The following is a 17940-nucleotide window of genomic DNA, read 5'->3' as shown; positions in this document are numbered from 1 at the left end:
TTCCCAAAAAGGAAACTCTTCTTCCCTGTTAATATGTAAGGATTATTTAACCGCATCTTTTAACGCTTTACCAGGTTTGAATGCAGGTACTTTACTTGCAGCGATTTCAATCTCCTCACCTGTTTGTGGGTTACGACCTTTACGAGCCGCACGCTCACGAACTTCGAAGTTACCGAATCCGATCAGTTGTACTTTATCACCTTGTTTTAAAGCTTCTAAGATAGAATCAAAAACAGCGTCTACTGCTTTTGTTGCGTCCTTTTTAGAAAGGGAACTTGCTTCTGCAACAGCATTGATTAAATCTGTCTTGTTCATGCCATTCACCTCCTCCCAAAGATAAGACTGTATAATGATCATAAAATGAGTCTTACTTTCATTTGTAGGCAATTTTTGCAAATTCTATACTACAAAGATGTAGATAAATCATTATCAACGCCTATATTATACGATTCTCCTTTATAATTCAATATTTTTAAGGAAATTGTTACTCTGAAAATGTGAAAATCTGATGAAACTTGACAATTTACAACAATGTATTAGATAATGACTGTTTATTTTTCTATTTTATAATCAAAAAAACAAAAAATCCCTCTACAGTGAGAGGGATTTTTTCTTATAGTATAATCGCAATTAATCCGCCAGATCCTTCATTAATAATTCTTTCTAGCGTTTCTTTTAATTTATATCTAGCATTTTCTGGCATTAAAGATAATTTCGCCTGAATTCCTTCTCGAACAATCGAGCTAAGTGAACGTCCAAATATATCAGAATTCCAAATTGATAACGGGTCATCTTCAAAATCTTGCATTAAATAACGAACTAATTCTTCACTTTGCTTTTCAGTACCAATAATCGGCTCAAACGTTGACTCTACATCTACTTTAATCATATGAATAGATGGCGCTACCGCTTTTAACTTCACACCAAACCTTGAACCGTGACGAATAATTTCTGGCTCATCTAAGCTCATATCCGCTAATGCAGGCGCTGCTACACCATATCCTGTTTGCTTAACCATACGCAGTGCATCCGCCACTTGATCGTACTCTATTTTCGCATGAGATAAATCGAGCATAAGCTTTAATAAATGATCTTTCCCTCGAATTTCTACTCCTACTACTTCTTTTAAAATCTGATCATATAATTCATCTGGCGCATATAAATCAATCTCCGCCACACCTTGCCCCATATCAATGCCCGCTAGGCTCGCTCGATCAATAAATTCATATTGACTAAACTGCCAAACAACGCGATCCACATCACGAAGACGTTTTATATCCTTCACAGTTTCTTGAACTGCTTCTTGATAACTTTGACGCAACCAATGCCCTTCATTTAGCACCATTACCCAGCTTGGAAGGTTCACATTCACTTCTAATACAGGGAATTCAAATAGCGCTTCACGAAGTACATTATATACATCTGTTTCTCTTAAACTCTCCACACTCATTGCAATAACCGGGATATCATATTCTTCTGATAAACTTTGGCGTAATTGCTCTGTATCTGGATGATACGGCTGTACCGTATTAATTATCATAATGAAAGGTTTTCCTACTTCTTTCAACTCATTTACAACGCGTTCTTCTGCCTCTATATAATCTCTTCTTGGAATTTCACCAATTGTTCCATCTGTTGTAATTACAACACCAATTGTTGAATGTTCTTGAATTACTTTACGCGTGCCGATTTCTGCAGCTTCATGGAATGGAATAGGTTCTTCATACCAAGGGGTATTAATCATGCGCGGGCCATTCTCATCTTCATAGCCCTTCGCTCCAGGAACCGTATATCCAACACAATCTACTAATCGAATATTCACTTCAAGTCCTTCATCTACTTCGATAGAAACCGCTTGGTTTGGAACAAACTTCGGTTCCGTCGTCATAATTGTACGACCAGCAGCACTTTGAGGCAATTCATCCTGCGCTCTTTGACGGTCAGACTCATTCTCAATGTTTGGAATAACTACAAGTTCCATAAATTTTTTAATGAATGTTGATTTCCCTGTTCGAACAGCTCCTACAACTCCAAAATAAATATCACCGCCTGTTCGTTCTGCAATATCTTTAAAAATATCTACCTTTTCCAAGTGATTCCCTCCCTCAAAATTTTTGGGAATAATTCCGCGTTTATAGTCAACTAATACCTTCTCTAACGTTGCCTATAATATCTGATATAATATAATGGTATTCTAGAAGTTCGGACAATATATCATATAATTTTGTCCAATTTCATATGACTATTAAAAAATATCTTTTGTTTGCATCGTAAGTTGTATAACATAAAAAACCTTTCTTGTAGAACTTATTCACTAAAAGAAAGGTTCATGACTTATCATTTTAAAAAAATTGGTTCTCCGTCCTTTACTGTGTACGGTAAAGAATAAGCTGGTACAAACGGGGATCCTTTTGAAAGTATATTTCGAATATCTTCTCCCTCCGCAAACTGCCCTTCATTTTTTTTCAAAGCGTCATATAAGTCAATTCTATAATCAACAAAAACTTCTCCTTTTTCATTAATTACAAAAGGAAGTCCTTTACCAGAATATGGGCTTGTCACTTGTGGCACATCTTTATATCCTAGTTTTTTGAAATCCAATTCATATACACCATCTGAAATTACTTTTTTAAAAGGTGGATATTGATGTTCATCACGATATATCCTAAGCTTTAAAGATAGTTCCTGAATTTGTTCAGCCATCCTAACATCAATTAACTTTACTGTTGGATTTGTTTCAACGTCTATTAATACGTATTGATATACTCCTCCACTTTCATACGCATTCCCTGGCGCTTCTTGTATGTAACGCGGGGCAATCTGTTGAAAATCGATCGGATACTTTTGATAAATAGGTGTACTCATATCCCTCGTCTTAATTGGCAATATCCCATCATTTTGCTCCTTAAATGTCACAACAGCTTTTTGAACAACCTGTAGCTGATCTTCATAAGGAACCGCATTTTGCTTCATATTTTCTTTCGGATACAGACACCCCGTTAAAAGGCTCATACAACAAAATATTAAAATAATATGTAATTTTTTCACTAGCATCACCTTTTCATACTAATCTAATTTGCTCTGTATGTAGTATTTTCGAGACCATTCCATTTACTGCTGTACAGGTCCACTAAATACAACAAGAAAAATAACAATTCCTGACACAATCATAAGGGTGTACGCTACTAACGCTGTAATCCCTTTCAAAAATTTATTCTTTATTTTATGTCTACTTAATAAAATAAAACTTACTGCAAAAAACATAAATCCAATTGCCCCTAAAGCTAACCACATTTTCATAAGCCCTTCTGACATATACACACCCCTTTTTATTAATCTATTTTTATACTATTTTAACAAATTAAAATCTTTAAACAAATACAAAAAGAACATTTTACTACAAATTGCGAATATATAACTTTAATCAATAGGTTTTCCAGCATTTCTCACCAATCTAGACAAAAATAAAACCGAAGCGATTGTATCTCTCGCTTCGGTTGACCAAATATGCCCAAAAACAGCTCTATTCCCATTCTTTCATGGCTATCATATGCAATCTACAAACTCTTTGTTTCTCATAATTTATTTTTTAAACATTTTGCTTAACGAGCCAAAATCTGTTGGCATATTATTATTAATAATCGCTTTTACAATTTGATCCTCTTGCTCTTTCGGCACTTCACGTCCCGCCATAAGAGCCACTTGATGAATTAATTGACGAAGTACAGTTTCATCACGTAAATTCGCATTTTGCACGGATGATGCTAATTTAAAAATATCCTCTTTATTTACTTTCGCTTCCTTCTCAATATTATTAAAAATGTTATTATCCATTCTTTTCACCCTCTCCTCAAGTTACTCTTCATCCTATGCAAAAATGAAAAAATGGTGAAAAGACCCAAAAAATAAAAAAAGCGACAGAAGTACAAATGTACTTCTGTCGCTTTTCTTTACAGTAAATCAGGTATAGCTTCCACTTCATGTTTTCGAACACGTCCCATCAATGAGCCTACCGCATCTTTTACGTTATTCCCATTGAACAGCACGTCATATAAAGCAGCTGTAATCGGCATTTCAACTTCCATTTTCTCTGCCAATTCATGAGCAGCTTTCGTTGTTCTTACACCTTCCACAACCATACCCATGCTTTCTAACACTTCTTCTAAAGAGTGTCCTTTTCCAAGCATATTTCCAGCGCGCCAATTTCGGCTATGAACACTTGTACAAGTTACAATTAAGTCTCCCATACCAGTTAGACCAGCAAACGTTAACGGATTCCCGCCCATTTTTCTTCCTAAACGAGCAATCTCTGTTAAACCACGTGTCATCAATGCCGCCTTTGCATTATCACCTAATCCAAGACCATCAGTTATACCAGCAGCTAATGCGATAATATTTTTTAACGCACCACCAAGTTCAACTCCAACGATATCTGGATTTGTGTATACACGGAAATAACTATTCATAAATAAATCTTGTACTTCCTCAGCCGCTTCCATACGCTTTGCTGCAGACGTAACTGTTGTCGCTTGTCGTAAACCGACTTCTTCAGCATGACTCGGTCCAGACAGTACAACAACATCTTTAATTAAGTGCTCTGGAATTTCTTCCTCAATCACTTCCGAAATACGTTTTGACGTACCAGGTTCAATTCCTTTGCTCGCATGAATCCAAGTAATTGGTTCAGTAACAATTTCTTTCATCTCTTGTAATACATCTCTGTACGCTTTCGTTGGTACTACTAGCAGTACTATATTTACATCTACTAATGCTTCTTCTAAAGAAGAGTAGGCTACGATTGTGCTTGGCAATGTAATGCCTGGGAGATATCGACCATTCTCATGTTTCGTATTAATTTCATCCATAAGTTCTGGGCGATTTCCCCAAATACGTACATCATGTCCATTGTCAGCTAATACCATCGCTAACGCTGTTCCCCAGCTACCTGCTCCTACTACTGTGATTTTTGTCATAAAATCACATCCTCTCCATTAGTCTCTTGCTCTAGCGATAATGTGAATCGGCGTTCCTACGAAGCCAAATGATTCACGTAAGCGATTCTTTAAGAAACGCTCATATGAGAAGTGCAATAATTCTGGATCGTTTACAAACACAACAAATGTCGGTGGTTTTACCGCAACTTGTGTTGTATAGAAAATTTTCAGACGGCTACCATTATGAGTTGGCGTCGGATTCATCGCTACCGCATCCATAATTACATCGTTTAATACGTTCGTTTGAATACGGATACTATGACTTTCATTTACCTCATCGATAACCGGTATTAATGTTTGTGTACGTTTTCTTGTTTTTGCAGATAAGAAAACAATTGGTGCGTATTCTAAGAATTGGAAATGAGCACGGATATTTTCTTCAAATGCTTTCATTGTTTTTTCGTCTTTTTTCACTGCATCCCATTTATTTACAACGATAACAACAGCTCGCCCTGAATCATGAGCATATCCAGCGATTTTTTTATCTTGCTCAATAATTCCTTCTTCACCATCTAAAACGACTAAAACAACGTCAGAACGTTCAATCGCTCTTAGCGCACGAAGTACACTATATTTTTCTGTACTTTCATACACTTTTCCTTTTTTACGCATACCAGCTGTATCAATAATTACATAATCTTTTCCATCTTTACTATATGGTGTATCGACAGCATCACGAGTTGTTCCTGCTACATTACTAACAATTACACGCTCTTGACCAAGAAGAGCATTTACAAGTGATGATTTTCCTACGTTTGGACGTCCAATTAAAGAGAAACGAATTGTGTCTTCATCATATCCATCTTCTTCAATCTTTGGAAAATGTTGTGCAGCTTCGTCTAGTAAGTCACCTAACCCTAATCCGTGTGTACCTGAAATTGGGAATGGTTCGCCAAATCCTAATGCATAAAAGTCATAAATGTCACTGCGCATTTCCGGATTGTCCACTTTATTTACTGCAAGTACAACCGGTTTATTTGAACGATATAAAATTTTTGCAACTTCTTCATCAGCTGCTGTTACACCGTCACGACCGTTTGTCATAAAAATGATAACATCCGCTTCATCAATTGCTACTTCAGCTTGTTGACGAATTTGTGTCAAAAACGGCTCGTCTCCAATATCAATTCCGCCCGTATCAATAATGTTAAATTCATGATTTAACCATTCTCCAGCGCTATAAATACGATCGCGCGTTACACCTGGAATATCTTCTACGATTGAAACTCTTTCTCCAACAATTCTATTGAAAATAGTAGATTTCCCTACGTTCGGGCGACCTACTATCGCTATTACTGGTTTCGGCATATACTTTCATCCTTTCAACTTGCTTCTGTTTATTATGTAAAAAACCCTTCTTTGTGCAAGAAGGGATTTGCATTCCAGAATATTTCTCAACGTATCAAAACACCTCACATTATAACACACGTTGCTAATGTTTCACAATAATATATACATTCTCTTGTAAGCGATGTGCAATACCATCTAAAATTGCCTCTAAATTATTTGCAACAAATTCTAGTTCCTCTGTCGATTCGCAAACGAATAAAGGAGCACCACCTGCAAATTTTTCTGGAGTCGTTGTTATAACTGCCAGAATAACACTTTCTAACATCATCTCTTATCTCCCCTTCCTTTCGGGGCTTCCGATGACATATGGACAGCACTTTCTAACGTTGGTACATTTCCTATGACACCTATCGCTTTCTCTGCATCTTGATCTTGCGGCAGGACAAAAATCCCAACCCTGCCATCCTCTAAATCACGCTTTGCTAACGGTACAAGCGCTGGTGTACCAGAATCTCTATAAATCCCTAACGCTACTGAAACATCGTGTAAAATAGCTTGTCGTTGCCCTAAATTTGAGATTGTAACCATCGCATCAATTGATTTCGGCTTTAAAATAAAACCCATACCATATTTCATAATTTCTTCTTGTCTTGCTGGCAATCCAATATTCATAATGTAAATATTATCAATATATAGCCCCGCTCCTTCAAACCGAAGCGGAACATGCTCGATATCAACAAGATCATGTAACCTTCTGCCAGACATTAATTTTTTCGCAATAAAAAATGCGATGATCGCCATAATTACTCCAGCAATCCACGAACGAAACCCTATATATGCAAACGTCGTCACAAACGACGTTAACATCGCCAAATAGTTGCGACTTTCAAAAACTAATGCAATTCCTTCAATGTATGTATTTCCACGCGGTACGAGCTCATACCCATCTAATTGTTGAAGCGTATTTCTTTCCATATTACGTACATCACGAAATTGTGTCGCTGCTAATGTAAGAAATGTAATGGCAGAAAAATCTTTTTTCAAAATAGACGGGATTGCAATCGCTCCTAAAGCAGCTGCAATTAACCCCATTGCAATATGAATAATTTTCCCATGTAGCCTCGTCGGATATTGCCGCGTATCCGTCCGAAGCATTAGCACCCTTGTAACTGTCCCCGCTATTACGCCGCATAAAATGGCTGGTGTATATTCAGTCATGTATTACCCTCGCCTTTCTTTTACGTGTTTTTCTCTTAAACCGTTCCATGTATACTGATGCTTTTGCAATCCAAAACAATATTGCCATGAATAATGTAGAAATGGCGACGATATCAAAAAATGCTAAACTACCGTAATCATATGGAAAATTCAATTTCCTAAAAATAAATGTCACTAGCAGCTCTCCTTGTAACATCCCTACATATAGAGAACATAATCGTAATATGCGATCTCCATGCAATAACACCGATGCATACACAAGAGCACTACTTAGCAGAAACACTCTATCCACCACAATCCAAATCGGATCATATATTTCTAACAGATGAAAACTTGTATATAACATTGCAATAATAAGCGCCGAAAGTAAGCTATATAATTTTTTCCAGACAGAATATAGCGTGATCCCTATAAAAGAAATAATACAAAGTAAAAGAGCATTTACTGATACCACGAATGAGGCGATCGTTACATGTAACGGAGAGCAAATTATAAAAATCAGTATACAAGCGCCTAACTTCCACCGAATAAGGTCCTTTTTCATAAAAAAGGTTACAATGATCCACCCTATCCAAGCTACAAAATAAAAAGTACTTCCATCCATCAACTTCACCTCCTATGTTTTCCATTATGGGAACTTTTTATGAAAGTTAATCCACTTTATTTACGCATAGTTTTTTCTTATAACAGCAACACTTTTAACAAGGAGGTGTTATTCATTATGGGTAAAGATCGCCAAGAACGAAAACTACGAGAATCACGCCGCGTTGAATCCGATCGTGATCAATCACTACAATATCCAGGTGCAACTGGACTTGATACACCAGAACAGGCTCGAAAACAAAACCAGCACTAATTAATGCAAAAAGACGGTTTCGATATTGTACGAAACCGTCTTTTACATAATCAGTTTAATGTTTTCTATTTATATTGAAATAATATTTTGCACACTATATCCTCCCATTACTTCTTTTTATCTTCACCTATTCCTATTAAAAATTAAGTTCTCTCCAGTAATTCGACAACACACCATCTACATTTTTCAACCCTTTTTCAATTGCAATTTTTACGAAATGATATTTTTATATAATACTAATTCCTTTCTCCACTTTATATTACGAAAAAGAATAGAACAAAAAAAATCAACCGAACGGTTGATTTTTTATCTCCTACTATAATGCGCAGTATCAATACCACGCTGCATTAACCAATGATACGTTTCACCCTTTACAACAAGAGGTACAGATTGCAACTCTTCTATCGTTTTCGCACCAAGAGCTGTCATTATAAATTTCAAATCTGTATGTAGGAGCTCAATTTCATCCACTAACTTCTCGATACCATCTTGCATTAAAATACGTAAAAAGTAACCAGCAAACGCAGTTGTATTCGCCCCTAATGCGATCGCTTTCGCTACGTCAAGCGCTGTTTGTATGCCCCCAGATGCAATAAAAGAGAGGTTATTATTTGTAGAGGTTGCTTCAATAATCGAGGTTGCTGTTTGTATGCCCCAGTTATTAAAATAAGAAAGCATTCGCTGTCTTCTTTCATTTTCAACAGCAGCAAAATTCGTACCACCTTGCCCACCAATATCAATTGCTGTTACACCTACGTTCGCTAACTGCTGCACTGTTTCCTTACTCATCCCAAATCCAACTTCTTTTACAATGATAGGAACTTTACTATTTAAAACAATTTTCTCAATGCGCTGAAGTACTCCAGTAAAATCACGGTCTCCTTCTGGCATCGTTAACTCTTGTATGACATTTAAATGAATTTGCAATGCATTCGCTTCAATCATATCAACGGCACGCTCTGCCTGTTCGATAGTTGCCTCACTACCTAAATTAGCAAAGAAAATACCATTTGGATTTACCTTTCTGATCACCTTATAAGAAGCAGCTTCACTTTCATCTTTTAACGCCGCCATTTGCGAACCTACAGCCATAGCAAGGTTATGATGTTTCGCTACATATGCTAATTGCTCATTAATATGTAACGTTTTCTCTCCTCCACCACCAGTCATCGCATTGATAAAAATCGGCGAACTTAGTGAAAGTTCGCCGATTTTTGTTTCACATGTTATTGTGTCATAATTTGAATTTGGCAAGCTTTGATGCACAAAATCAATATCATGAAAGCCATGCGTACGAGACTGACCAGTAGAAAGAGCGTATTCAATATGATCTAATTTACGTTTTGCCCTTACCACTTGTACCCCTCATTATTTCTTTAATTTTTTCAGTTGTTCACCAATAATATCACTTAATTGGAAAGTAGCAGAATCAGCATTTGGCTCATACTGACTATAATCTTCAGTTACATTATTTTCCTCAAGCGCTTCTTTTATACTTAAAGAAATACGTTTCTCTGCTACGTGAACTTCAAGTACTTTCACTTTTACTTCTTGTCCCATTTCCAATACTTCATTCGGATTTTTCACGTGACGATTTGCAATTTGAGATACGTGTACAAGTCCTTCAACGCCCGGTAAAATCTCAACGAATGCACCAAATGTAACAAGGCGTTTTACTACTCCCTCACGAATATCTCCAGCTTTTATTTCGCCAGCAACGTTTTCCCAAGGTCCTGGTTGAGCTGCTTTAATTGATAAAGAAATACGTTGTGTATCAGCATCAACAGATAACACCTTTACCTTAACCTTTTGACCTTGCTCTAACACTTCAGAAGGTTGCTCTACACGTTCGTGTGAAATTTGTGAAATGTGAACTAAACCGTCCACTCCACCAACATTAACGAATGCGCCAAAGTCAGTTAATCGTTGTACTGTTCCTTCAACAACGTCCCCTTCTTTTAATGAAGAAATTGCTTCTTTTTTCTTAGAATCTAGTTCTAATTCTACTACCGCTTTATGCGAAAGGATTACACGATTTTTTTCACGGTCTAATTCAACAATTTTCACAGCTAATGTTTTACCTTTATAGTCAGTAAAGTCTTCTACATAATGTACTTCTACAAGTGAAGCTGGAATAAAACCGCGAACACCAAGGTCCACAACTAATCCGCCATTCACAATATCTTTTACAGTAACATCAAATACATGACCAGAAGTAAATTTCTCTTGTAGTTCTACCCATGCTTTTTCTGCATCAACAGCACGTTTAGATAAGACAAGATCATCTTCTTCTAATTTAATAATTTTCAACTCTAGTGTTTGATCTAATTCTACAACATCGCTTGCTTTTTCAATATGAACGTTAGCTAATTCACTAATTGGAATTACGCCATCTGTTTTGTATCCAACATTTACAAGCACTTGTTTCTCTTCAACCTTCGTTACAGAACCTGTAACAACGTCACCAACTTGTAATTCTTTTGAATCCATAACTTCTTCATTCATTTTCTCTACCATGGAAATACCTCCCTACAGAATTGACAAAGCATTTTTTATGTATATACGAAATGAAAACAAAGTTTTCATTTGCATGTTTAAGAATTTCTCATCACATACTCTTTTTCAATAACATTCACAAGAAAATATATTAAACCTATATAAATAGTATACAGCAAAACCAGCTTGAAAAAAGTATGTTTTGAAATATAATAGCGAATATATTCTGACAGTTTTATTCCTCTTTAACTAACTTCTTACAAATCAGCTCATTTGTCAAGGAAAGAGACTCACAATTCACGTATCCTTTACATTTCTATTTAAACAAAAAAAGAAAGAGGATTATCCCCTTTCTTTATTTCGCAAACACTCCAGAAACAATGCTCATAATTTTTTGGACAACTTCTTCAATTGATAAAGAAGTCGTATCTAATTCCAATGCATCATCAGCCTTTTTTAGTGGAGAAACTTCGCGTTCTGAATCTAATTTATCACGCTGAGCAATTTCTTCTTTTAGCTGCTCTAAATTAGAATCGAAACCTTTATTTAAATTTTCTAAATGCCTTCTTTCCGCTCTTTCTTCAACAGAAGCAAGCATAAAGATTTTCACTTCAGCATCCGGTAATACATGTGTACCAATATCACGGCCGTCCATTACAACGCCGCCTTTTTTCGCTAACTCTTGCTGACGACGTACCATTTCTTCACGAACAAGGCGATGTTTCGCTACAATAGATACTCGATTCGTCACATCAGGTGTACGAATTACTTCAGAAACATCTTGTCCATTTAAAAATACAAGCTGTGTATTTTCTCCTTGCTGAAACTCAATATTTACATTCTTTACAACTTCCATTAACTGCTCTTCATTTTCAATGTCTACTTTTTGTTCAAGGGCTGCATATGTAAGCGTACGGTACATTGCGCCTGTATCAATATAAACATAAGAAAGTTCCTTCGCAACAACTTTTGCCACTGTACTTTTCCCTGCAGCTGCTGGACCATCTATAGCAATTGAAATTCGTTTATCCATTGTAACACCTCATTTTTTCACTTATAAAACAAAACGAAAAGCAGGTGTTCACCCTGCTTCTTCTCATTTGCTTCGCGTCATTAAATCCTCAATTATTGTAGCATAATCCTTCATAGAAGAAAATGAAAACTACCGATTCACCTGCAAGATTTCCACTTTGTTTTTTACCATAACACCCTCATAATAAACAATTTTAGATAAATATTTCACTGATGACTTATGTATAAATAACAATTGTACAACAGAAAGACAAATGAATTGTATTATCAATATACGAATAAAAATTCTCTCCATCTTTTTCAACGTAATTTCTCCCTCCTATACTATATTTGCACATTTCGTTTCGTAATTTTATACATCGTACATATAGCAGTTAATTTTATTGTCATTTTCGAGGCATACTTTTATACATTTCCATTGTCGAATTTACTCAAAACATGTTATGTTCTAAATGTATTTTTTTACTTGAAAGGGGTATAAGCATTGAAAAGAATCCTAGTTTTACACACAGGTGGAACAATTGCAATGGAGGAAGATAAAGAAACTGGGGTCGTACAACCAGGTAAAAAAAATCCTCTTTTAAAATTCATTCCTGATTTAGAAGGCGATGTTGATTTAATCGTTGAAGATGTGTTCCATCTACCATCTCCTCATATGACACCGAGCGAAATGTTACAATTACAAGTCATCATTGATGAAAGAGTAAAACAAGACAACATTCATGGCGTAGTTATTACGCATGGTACGGATACATTAGAAGAAACAGCTTATTTCTTAGATTTAACAGTACAAGCAACTATTCCGATCGTAGTGACAGGTGCAATGCGCTCTAGCAATGAGTTAGGTGCTGATGGTCTATATAACTTCTTATCAGCTGTAAAAGTTGCTAGTTGTGATGAAGCTGCAGAAAAAGGTGTTTTAGTCGTATTAAACGACGAAATTCATTGCGCTACAAATGTAACAAAAACACATACAAGTAATGTCGCAACATTCCAAAGTCCACAATACGGACCAATTGGAATGGTAACAAAACGCGGCGTTGTCTTCCATCACGCTTTAGTACATCGCGAATCATATACGATAAACAAAGTGTCTAAAAATGTAGTTGTTCTAAAAGCATATGCTGGCATGGATGATACATTATTAGCAGCAATCGAAAATCTTCCTGTAGACGGCATTGTTATCGAAGCTCTTGGACAAGGTAACCTCCCTCCAAGAACACTGCCTAGCCTAGAAAGATTATTAAATAAAGGTATTCCTGTCGTATTAGTTTCTCGCTGTTTCAACGGTATCGTTCAAGACGTATATTCGTATGAAGGTGGCGGTAAACACTTAAAAGATATGGGCATTGTATTCACATACGGCTTAAATGCACAAAAAGCACGCATTAAATTACTTGTTGCATTAGAGAATACAAATTCTCATGAATCCATTCAAAATATGTTTATGCACGAATAAAAAGGAGCTGTCGAGATTTTCCCGACAGCTCCTTTTTATTTTTCTCTTAATGCAATGGTTTGCGCAATCGCATCTCCATGAAATCTACCGTTCTCGATAAATATTTCATTTGCATTATTTCCAGCAGCAATGACACCTGCAATGAAAATATTTTCAGCATTCGTTTCCATTCTATCCTCTGTATAAATTGGACGTCCTGTTTCTTCATCAATCTGAACACCCATCTTCGTTAAGAAGCTATGATCAGGATGATAACCAGTCATCGCAAATACAAAATCGTTTTTGATTGTAAAAGCTTCACCATCAACTGTAAACGTTAATGTATGCTCAGTAATCTCTTTCACATGAGCTCCAAAATGCATTTGAATTGTACCGTTTCGTACTAACGCCTCAAATTCCGGCAAAATCCAAGGCTTTATGCTTGGTGAATACTCACTTCCACGATACAGTACCGTTACACGTGCACCAGATTTAACAAGTTCTAACGCGGCATCTACACTCGAGTTTTTCCCACCTATAACTACTACATCTCGATCAAAATAAGGATGCCCCTCTTTAAAATAGTGAGCTACTTTCTTCAATTCCTCACCTGGAACATTCATATAATTTGGATTATCATAATATCCAGTTGCTACAACAATATATTTCCCTATATACATTTCCTTACTTCCATCACGCTTTGTCGTCTCAACCTGAAAAACTTCTCCATCTTTTTGAACTTTCTCCACTCGCTCAAAAGCATTTACACGTACAGATTTACGTTTTACTACTTCACGATAATACGCAAGCGCTTGATTTCGAAATGGCTTACGATTTTCTGTAATAAAAGCTACATCACCAATTTCTAATTTTTCACTAGAAGAGAAAAATGTTTGATGAGTTGGATAATTATAAATGGCATTTACAATGTTTCCTTTTTCAATTACTAACGGATTTATCCCTACCTTTTGCAACGAAATTGCAGCCGCTAATCCGCACGGACCGCCTCCGATTATAATAACTGTTTCTTTCTGCATACTCGTCCACTCCTAGTCTTCTACCAATGCACTATTTATAAAAACAAGAAAAAACCTACTTACAGCAGTAGGCACCTATCTTTATTGTATTCATTTTTCATATATTTGTCATCTAAACGAAACGTACATCCGATAGACATCTGCTAAAAACTGTTGAAATTTAATACCTTGTTTCCCTAATACATTCTCAGGATCAATCTTTCTAGCTGGATCAAGCGTTTTATGTGACACGATATCTTTTTTCGGATTTAAGCCAAAGTTTTGGCATAAATACGCATGATACCATGTAAAACGATTATACGCTTCCCAAAAGTTAACATCACCACCATAACAAAGTTCCACTCCAATGGCCGCCTTATTCGCGTCATAGCCATATAAGTCATTATCCGTCGGCACACCATATCGAACATGATACGCAACTTCATTTATAGGAATAATCTCCAATATTGTTTTATCATCTATAAATGTATGTGCCGAAGCTTTCGGTTGTAATTCATTAAAGTAATCTCGATTGCCTATCGCATTGCTTCCAGGATTCCCCGTATCATGGCTTACGATAAATCTCACTTTAGTCAGAGGAATCCCCGGTCGTGAACTTCCATATCCAATATAATTGCGCTCTATAGGAAACATCGCCATTGCTACCAACTCCCGCTCTAGAAGATTACCTTACTTCCTTATATATGTATTCGGTAGCAATGTCCTTATCGCATATTTCTTACGCGAAGAGAAAATCGAAAATATTTGAAGTGAACACCATAAACAACAAGATACTTACAGCCACTCCATAAAAACCGTAAAACCAAACACAATCTTCTTTCGTATCTAAACCGAAAAATTTATTTACCGATTGTAATAATGTGCCACGCTTGCTTTGTTTGTTTCGTAATACTTCCACTCGCTCTACAACATCTGCTGGCATCATAAATCTTTGGTCTACTGTCATTTTCATCATTTATCTCTCCTTAAAATCATTTCCGTTTTGTTTATCTAAGGAGAGTATAGCACGTTTGTTCGTGTAGAACAAGCGTTCTTTTTTATTTTTATTTTATTTTATTTTTCAGCAAGCCAAGTAAAAATTGAGATTACAACGGCAATAATCGGCCCTACTACAACCACACCAAATATCAGAAACAGTAGCCCTTCCCCGAACATCCGAACGGTACTTATTTTGCGAGCTTTCATCGTTCTTGCGAGTTCTCCCTCTAACCTATTAACCTTTTCTTCTAATTGTTCTACTCGTTCCAACATTTCATTCTCCATATACAACACCTCATTTAATACTTCAACAAAAAAACGTGATTCCCTCGAAAGGAAATCACGTTTTCTCAAGATATAATATTTTATACCCAACCTCTGAAGCGGCTTGCTTCAGCCATTTTACGAACACCAACCATGTACGCCGCTAAGCGCATGTTCACTTTACGAACTTGTGCTGTTTCATAAATAGAATCAAATGATCTTACCATTACTTTTTCTAAACGTTGTTCTACTTCTTCTTCAGTCCAGTAGTAACCTTGGTTATTTTGTACCCACTCAAAGTAAGATACTGTTACACCACCAGCACTTGCTAACACGTCTGGAACAAGTAAAATTCCGCGATCTGTTAAAATTTTAGTCGCTTCTAATGTTGTTGGACCATTTGCAGCTTCAACAACGATTTTCGCTTTAATATCATTAGCATTTTCTTCTGTAATTTGGTTCTCAATTGCAGCTGGAACTAAAATATCGCAATCAAGTTCTAACAATTCTTTGTTTGAAATTGTATTGTTAAATAACTTTGTTACTGTACCGAAGCTATCACGACGGTCTAATAAATAATCAATATCTAATCCGTTTGGATCATGTAACGCGCCGTAAGCATCTGAGATTGCAATAACTTTCGCACCTGCATCATGCATAAATTTAGCTAAGAAGCTACCAGCATTACCGAATCCTTGAACAACAACGCGTGCACCCTTAATATCAATGCCACGTTTTTTCGCAGCTTCGCGAATACAAATTGTTACACCTTTCGCTGTTGCTGTTTCACGTCCATGTGATCCACCTAGTACAAGCGGTTTACCTGTAATAAATCCTGGTGAATTAAATTCATCAATACGGCTATACTCATCCATCATCCATGCCATAATTTGAGAGTTTGTGAATACATCTGGAGCTGGAATATCTTTCGTCGGTCCTACGATTTGGCTAATTGCTCGTACATAACCGCGGCTTAATCTTTCTAACTCACGGAATGACATTTCACGTGGATCACAAATAATTCCACCCTTACCTCCACCATATGGTAAATCAACAATACCACATTTTAAACTCATCCAGATTGAAAGTGCTTTCACTTCATTTTCTGTTACATTCGGATGGAAGCGAATTCCACCTTTCGTTGGACCAACAGCATCATTATGTTGCGCACGATATCCTGTAAATATTTTAACAGTCCCGTCATCCATACGAACTGGTATTTTCACTGTCATCATACGAATTGGTTCTTTTAATAATTCATATACTTCGTTTGGATAACCCAATTTTTCTAACGCTTCACTAATAACAATTTGTGTTGAATTCAATAGTTCAAAATGTTGTTCCCTTTGTTGTTGTGTTTTTGTTTGAGTTCCCTTTTCGGCTACCATAGTAAGTAAACCCCCTGTAATTTCACTTGTTTAGTAAACCTTCATTGCCTAGTATACACCCTTAAATTTGGAATGCAATAGAAAACGCTAACAAATATATACAAACTATTTTCTATTGCAAGCGTTTTCACTATTATTATAGTCCTTTTATTACTTTTAGAAAAGTAAAATACTTAAATATTTAAATATTTTTTATTTTCATCAACCACACTCCCATAAAACTGCATATTTTATTTTCAAAAAGTATGTTCGAGTATTTACAATCATCCCTTCCCTTCTCCAAATAAGAACAAAACCTCAGCTATGTTGTATTAGCTGAGGTTTTGTTTTTTCACAAAGTAATTGTGTATTTGTTCTATCGCGTTAACATCCATTAATTCTTTACCGTACTCCATGATGCGATAAATGGTTGCTGTAGACGGATTACCGTATTCCGCTAAAATAGCTATAAAATCCGCCTTTAACAATTGAATTTGTTCCTCTTCTTCCACCCAAAGATAGAAGCGCTCATCCCACGTATATAGCTTTCCGCCAGTTACACCAAGGTTATATAAGCGATTCGACAGGTTAATTACGTCATCTAGCGTAGCAAACTCATATAATATATGCTCACTTTCATCTAGAGTCACTTGCATTTCAATAAACTCGTCACGGAACTCATCATCTGTATCTATTTCTTGATTTTCTTTCGTTACAATTACAACCATCCCTTGTGCTTGTAGAGAAAACACTTCAACTGCAATCGGACCATCTGCTTCAAATCCTAATTCCTTATTTGCTTCTTGCATCATATCACGAAATAATTGCTGTACTTTCGGTGCATTTCTCCATAAATCTTCTTTCGTTAATCCTCGTTCAGATAAATCATCAAATGTTAGAAAAATTTTTATCTTATTGTAATTTAATCGTTCCAGCCTCATCTCATACCCTCCCTACGTAACCAATGCAT

22 protein-coding genes are annotated in these 17940 nt (G+C 36.2%); 2 read left to right on the top strand and 20 right to left on the bottom strand.

Annotated features, from left to right (window positions below; genetic code table 11):
* Nucleotides 1–42: 42 nt before the first annotated feature.
* The 10 genes from BHV55_RS07960 to BHV55_RS07915 all read right to left on the bottom strand — a co-directional run bounded on the left by BHV55_RS07960 (nucleotide 43) and on the right by BHV55_RS07915 (nucleotide 8106).
* On the bottom strand, nucleotides 43–315 hold the full coding sequence (locus BHV55_RS07960; protein ID WP_001043860.1) for an HU family DNA-binding protein: 273 nt from the start codon (nucleotides 313–315) through the stop codon (nucleotides 43–45).
* Nucleotides 316–613: 298 nt separating this feature from the next.
* Nucleotides 614–2092 carry a stage IV sporulation protein A gene (spoIVA, locus tag BHV55_RS07955; protein WP_000416519.1) on the bottom strand — a complete coding sequence of 493 codons (1479 nt, stop codon included), beginning with the start codon at nucleotides 2090–2092 and terminating at the stop codon, nucleotides 614–616.
* 245 nt (nucleotides 2093–2337) lie between these two features.
* Nucleotides 2338–3048: a hypothetical protein gene (locus BHV55_RS07950; RefSeq protein WP_000733110.1), complete on the bottom strand. Its 711-nt coding sequence runs from the start codon at nucleotides 3046–3048 to the stop codon at nucleotides 2338–2340.
* Between the two features lie 63 nt (nucleotides 3049–3111).
* A complete protein-coding gene (locus tag BHV55_RS07945) occupies nucleotides 3112–3315 on the bottom strand; it encodes a DUF2768 domain-containing protein (protein ID WP_001289004.1) in 204 nt (67 codons plus the stop codon).
* 267 nt (nucleotides 3316–3582) lie between these two features.
* A complete protein-coding gene (locus BHV55_RS07940) occupies nucleotides 3583–3834 on the bottom strand; it encodes a stage VI sporulation protein F (protein ID WP_000369754.1) in 252 nt (83 codons plus the stop codon).
* Nucleotides 3835–3950: 116 nt separating this feature from the next.
* On the bottom strand, nucleotides 3951–4973 hold the full coding sequence (locus tag BHV55_RS07935; protein ID WP_030024641.1) for an NAD(P)H-dependent glycerol-3-phosphate dehydrogenase: 1023 nt from the start codon (nucleotides 4971–4973) through the stop codon (nucleotides 3951–3953).
* 18 nt (nucleotides 4974–4991) lie between these two features.
* The gene (gene der / locus BHV55_RS07930; protein ID WP_070757136.1) at nucleotides 4992–6302 is read right to left on the bottom strand and encodes a ribosome biogenesis GTPase Der; all 1311 of its coding nucleotides are present in this window, start codon (nucleotides 6300–6302) and stop codon (nucleotides 4992–4994) included.
* 124 nt (nucleotides 6303–6426) lie between these two features.
* Nucleotides 6427–6612, bottom strand: a complete 186-nt coding sequence (locus BHV55_RS07925; RefSeq protein ID WP_000979059.1) for a capping complex subunit for YIEGIA — start codon at nucleotides 6610–6612, stop codon at nucleotides 6427–6429.
* Nucleotides 6609–7502: a YIEGIA family protein gene (locus tag BHV55_RS07920; protein WP_000141601.1), complete on the bottom strand. Its 894-nt coding sequence runs from the start codon at nucleotides 7500–7502 to the stop codon at nucleotides 6609–6611. The genes BHV55_RS07925 and BHV55_RS07920 overlap by 4 nt, the downstream gene beginning before the upstream one ends.
* Nucleotides 7495–8106 (bottom strand): YphA family membrane protein, encoded by a 612-nt coding sequence (locus BHV55_RS07915; RefSeq protein ID WP_000349095.1) that lies wholly within the window; start codon nucleotides 8104–8106, stop codon nucleotides 7495–7497. Before BHV55_RS07915 ends, BHV55_RS07920 begins: the two co-directional genes overlap by 8 nt.
* A gap of 117 nt (nucleotides 8107–8223) precedes the next feature.
* On the opposite strand from BHV55_RS07915, the gene BHV55_RS07910 reads away from it, so the two are divergent.
* Nucleotides 8224–8358, top strand: coding sequence for a YpzI family protein (locus BHV55_RS07910; protein ID WP_000513900.1), 135 nt, complete (start codon nucleotides 8224–8226; stop codon nucleotides 8356–8358).
* A gap of 306 nt (nucleotides 8359–8664) precedes the next feature.
* Here the strand turns inward: BHV55_RS07910 and BHV55_RS07905 are convergent, their stop codons facing one another.
* From BHV55_RS07905 to BHV55_RS07890, 4 genes are all read right to left on the bottom strand, one after another.
* The gene (locus BHV55_RS07905; RefSeq protein WP_000251037.1) at nucleotides 8665–9714 is read right to left on the bottom strand and encodes a type 2 isopentenyl-diphosphate Delta-isomerase; all 1050 of its coding nucleotides are present in this window, start codon (nucleotides 9712–9714) and stop codon (nucleotides 8665–8667) included.
* A 12-nt stretch (nucleotides 9715–9726) separates the two neighbouring features.
* The gene (rpsA, locus tag BHV55_RS07900; RefSeq protein ID WP_000229559.1) at nucleotides 9727–10875 is read right to left on the bottom strand and encodes a 30S ribosomal protein S1; all 1149 of its coding nucleotides are present in this window, start codon (nucleotides 10873–10875) and stop codon (nucleotides 9727–9729) included.
* Between the two features lie 334 nt (nucleotides 10876–11209).
* Nucleotides 11210–11887, bottom strand: coding sequence for a (d)CMP kinase (cmk, locus tag BHV55_RS07895; protein ID WP_000361252.1), 678 nt, complete (start codon nucleotides 11885–11887; stop codon nucleotides 11210–11212).
* A gap of 129 nt (nucleotides 11888–12016) precedes the next feature.
* Nucleotides 12017–12190, bottom strand: coding sequence for a YpfB family protein (locus tag BHV55_RS07890; RefSeq protein ID WP_000738057.1), 174 nt, complete (start codon nucleotides 12188–12190; stop codon nucleotides 12017–12019).
* Between the two features lie 180 nt (nucleotides 12191–12370).
* On the opposite strand from BHV55_RS07890, the gene ansA reads away from it, so the two are divergent.
* Nucleotides 12371–13345 (top strand): asparaginase, encoded by a 975-nt coding sequence (ansA, locus tag BHV55_RS07885; RefSeq protein WP_000822026.1) that lies wholly within the window; start codon nucleotides 12371–12373, stop codon nucleotides 13343–13345.
* A gap of 35 nt (nucleotides 13346–13380) precedes the next feature.
* Here ansA and BHV55_RS07880 read toward each other — a convergent pair whose 3' ends face one another.
* The 6 genes from BHV55_RS07880 to BHV55_RS07855 form a co-directional block, all read right to left on the bottom strand.
* Nucleotides 13381–14361: a YpdA family putative bacillithiol disulfide reductase gene (locus BHV55_RS07880; protein ID WP_001168509.1), complete on the bottom strand. Its 981-nt coding sequence runs from the start codon at nucleotides 14359–14361 to the stop codon at nucleotides 13381–13383.
* Between the two features lie 108 nt (nucleotides 14362–14469).
* On the bottom strand, nucleotides 14470–15000 hold the full coding sequence (locus tag BHV55_RS07875) for a peptidoglycan recognition protein family protein (protein WP_001240655.1): 531 nt from the start codon (nucleotides 14998–15000) through the stop codon (nucleotides 14470–14472).
* A 79-nt stretch (nucleotides 15001–15079) separates the two neighbouring features.
* The gene (locus BHV55_RS07870) at nucleotides 15080–15316 is read right to left on the bottom strand and encodes a DUF3961 domain-containing protein (RefSeq protein WP_001983018.1); all 237 of its coding nucleotides are present in this window, start codon (nucleotides 15314–15316) and stop codon (nucleotides 15080–15082) included.
* A gap of 98 nt (nucleotides 15317–15414) precedes the next feature.
* Nucleotides 15415–15624, bottom strand: a complete 210-nt coding sequence (locus tag BHV55_RS07865; RefSeq protein WP_000426768.1) for a hypothetical protein — start codon at nucleotides 15622–15624, stop codon at nucleotides 15415–15417.
* Nucleotides 15625–15704: 80 nt separating this feature from the next.
* A complete protein-coding gene (gene gudB / locus BHV55_RS07860) occupies nucleotides 15705–16991 on the bottom strand; it encodes an NAD-specific glutamate dehydrogenase (protein ID WP_000225173.1) in 1287 nt (428 codons plus the stop codon).
* Between the two features lie 311 nt (nucleotides 16992–17302).
* Nucleotides 17303–17911, bottom strand: a complete 609-nt coding sequence (locus BHV55_RS07855) for a genetic competence negative regulator (protein ID WP_001235397.1) — start codon at nucleotides 17909–17911, stop codon at nucleotides 17303–17305.
* Nucleotides 17912–17940 lie beyond the last annotated feature (29 nt).

This window comes from Bacillus sp. RZ2MS9, assembly GCF_001816185.2.
Classification (GTDB): Bacteria; Bacillota; Bacilli; order Bacillales; family Bacillaceae_G; genus Bacillus_A; species Bacillus_A cereus.
The sequence above is the reverse complement of the archived record's forward strand: the minus strand, read 5'-3'. Positions and strand labels throughout refer to the sequence as shown.

Bases quoted from the DNA above. Each gene is read 5' to 3' on its own strand.
- rpsA (WP_000229559.1), bottom strand. From the start codon at position 10,875: ATGGTAGAGAAAATGAATGAAGAAGTTATGGATTCAAAAGAATTACAA.
- BHV55_RS07920 (WP_000141601.1), bottom strand. From the start codon at position 7,502: ATGACTGAATATACACCAGCCATTTTATGCGGCGTAATAGCGGGGACA.
- gudB (WP_000225173.1), bottom strand. From the start codon at position 16,991: ATGGTAGCCGAAAAGGGAACTCAAACAAAAACACAACAACAAAGGGAA.
- der (WP_070757136.1), bottom strand. From the start codon at position 6,302: ATGCCGAAACCAGTAATAGCGATAGTAGGTCGCCCGAACGTAGGGAAA.
- BHV55_RS07935 (WP_030024641.1), bottom strand. From the start codon at position 4,973: ATGACAAAAATCACAGTAGTAGGAGCAGGTAGCTGGGGAACAGCGTTA.
- BHV55_RS07870 (WP_001983018.1), bottom strand. From the start codon at position 15,316: ATGATGAAAATGACAGTAGACCAAAGATTTATGATGCCAGCAGATGTT.
- BHV55_RS07910 (WP_000513900.1), top strand. From the start codon at position 8,224: ATGGGTAAAGATCGCCAAGAACGAAAACTACGAGAATCACGCCGCGTT.
- BHV55_RS07880 (WP_001168509.1), bottom strand. From the start codon at position 14,361: ATGCAGAAAGAAACAGTTATTATAATCGGAGGCGGTCCGTGCGGATTA.
- cmk (WP_000361252.1), bottom strand. From the start codon at position 11,887: ATGGATAAACGAATTTCAATTGCTATAGATGGTCCAGCAGCTGCAGGG.
- BHV55_RS07915 (WP_000349095.1), bottom strand. From the start codon at position 8,106: ATGGATGGAAGTACTTTTTATTTTGTAGCTTGGATAGGGTGGATCATT.
- BHV55_RS07855 (WP_001235397.1), bottom strand. From the start codon at position 17,911: ATGAGGCTGGAACGATTAAATTACAATAAGATAAAAATTTTTCTAACA.
- BHV55_RS07945 (WP_001289004.1), bottom strand. From the start codon at position 3,315: ATGTCAGAAGGGCTTATGAAAATGTGGTTAGCTTTAGGGGCAATTGGA.
- BHV55_RS07960 (WP_001043860.1), bottom strand. From the start codon at position 315: ATGAACAAGACAGATTTAATCAATGCTGTTGCAGAAGCAAGTTCCCTT.
- BHV55_RS07865 (WP_000426768.1), bottom strand. From the start codon at position 15,624: ATGGAGAATGAAATGTTGGAACGAGTAGAACAATTAGAAGAAAAGGTT.
- BHV55_RS07875 (WP_001240655.1), bottom strand. From the start codon at position 15,000: ATGGCGATGTTTCCTATAGAGCGCAATTATATTGGATATGGAAGTTCA.
- BHV55_RS07940 (WP_000369754.1), bottom strand. From the start codon at position 3,834: ATGGATAATAACATTTTTAATAATATTGAGAAGGAAGCGAAAGTAAAT.
- BHV55_RS07925 (WP_000979059.1), bottom strand. From the start codon at position 6,612: ATGATGTTAGAAAGTGTTATTCTGGCAGTTATAACAACGACTCCAGAA.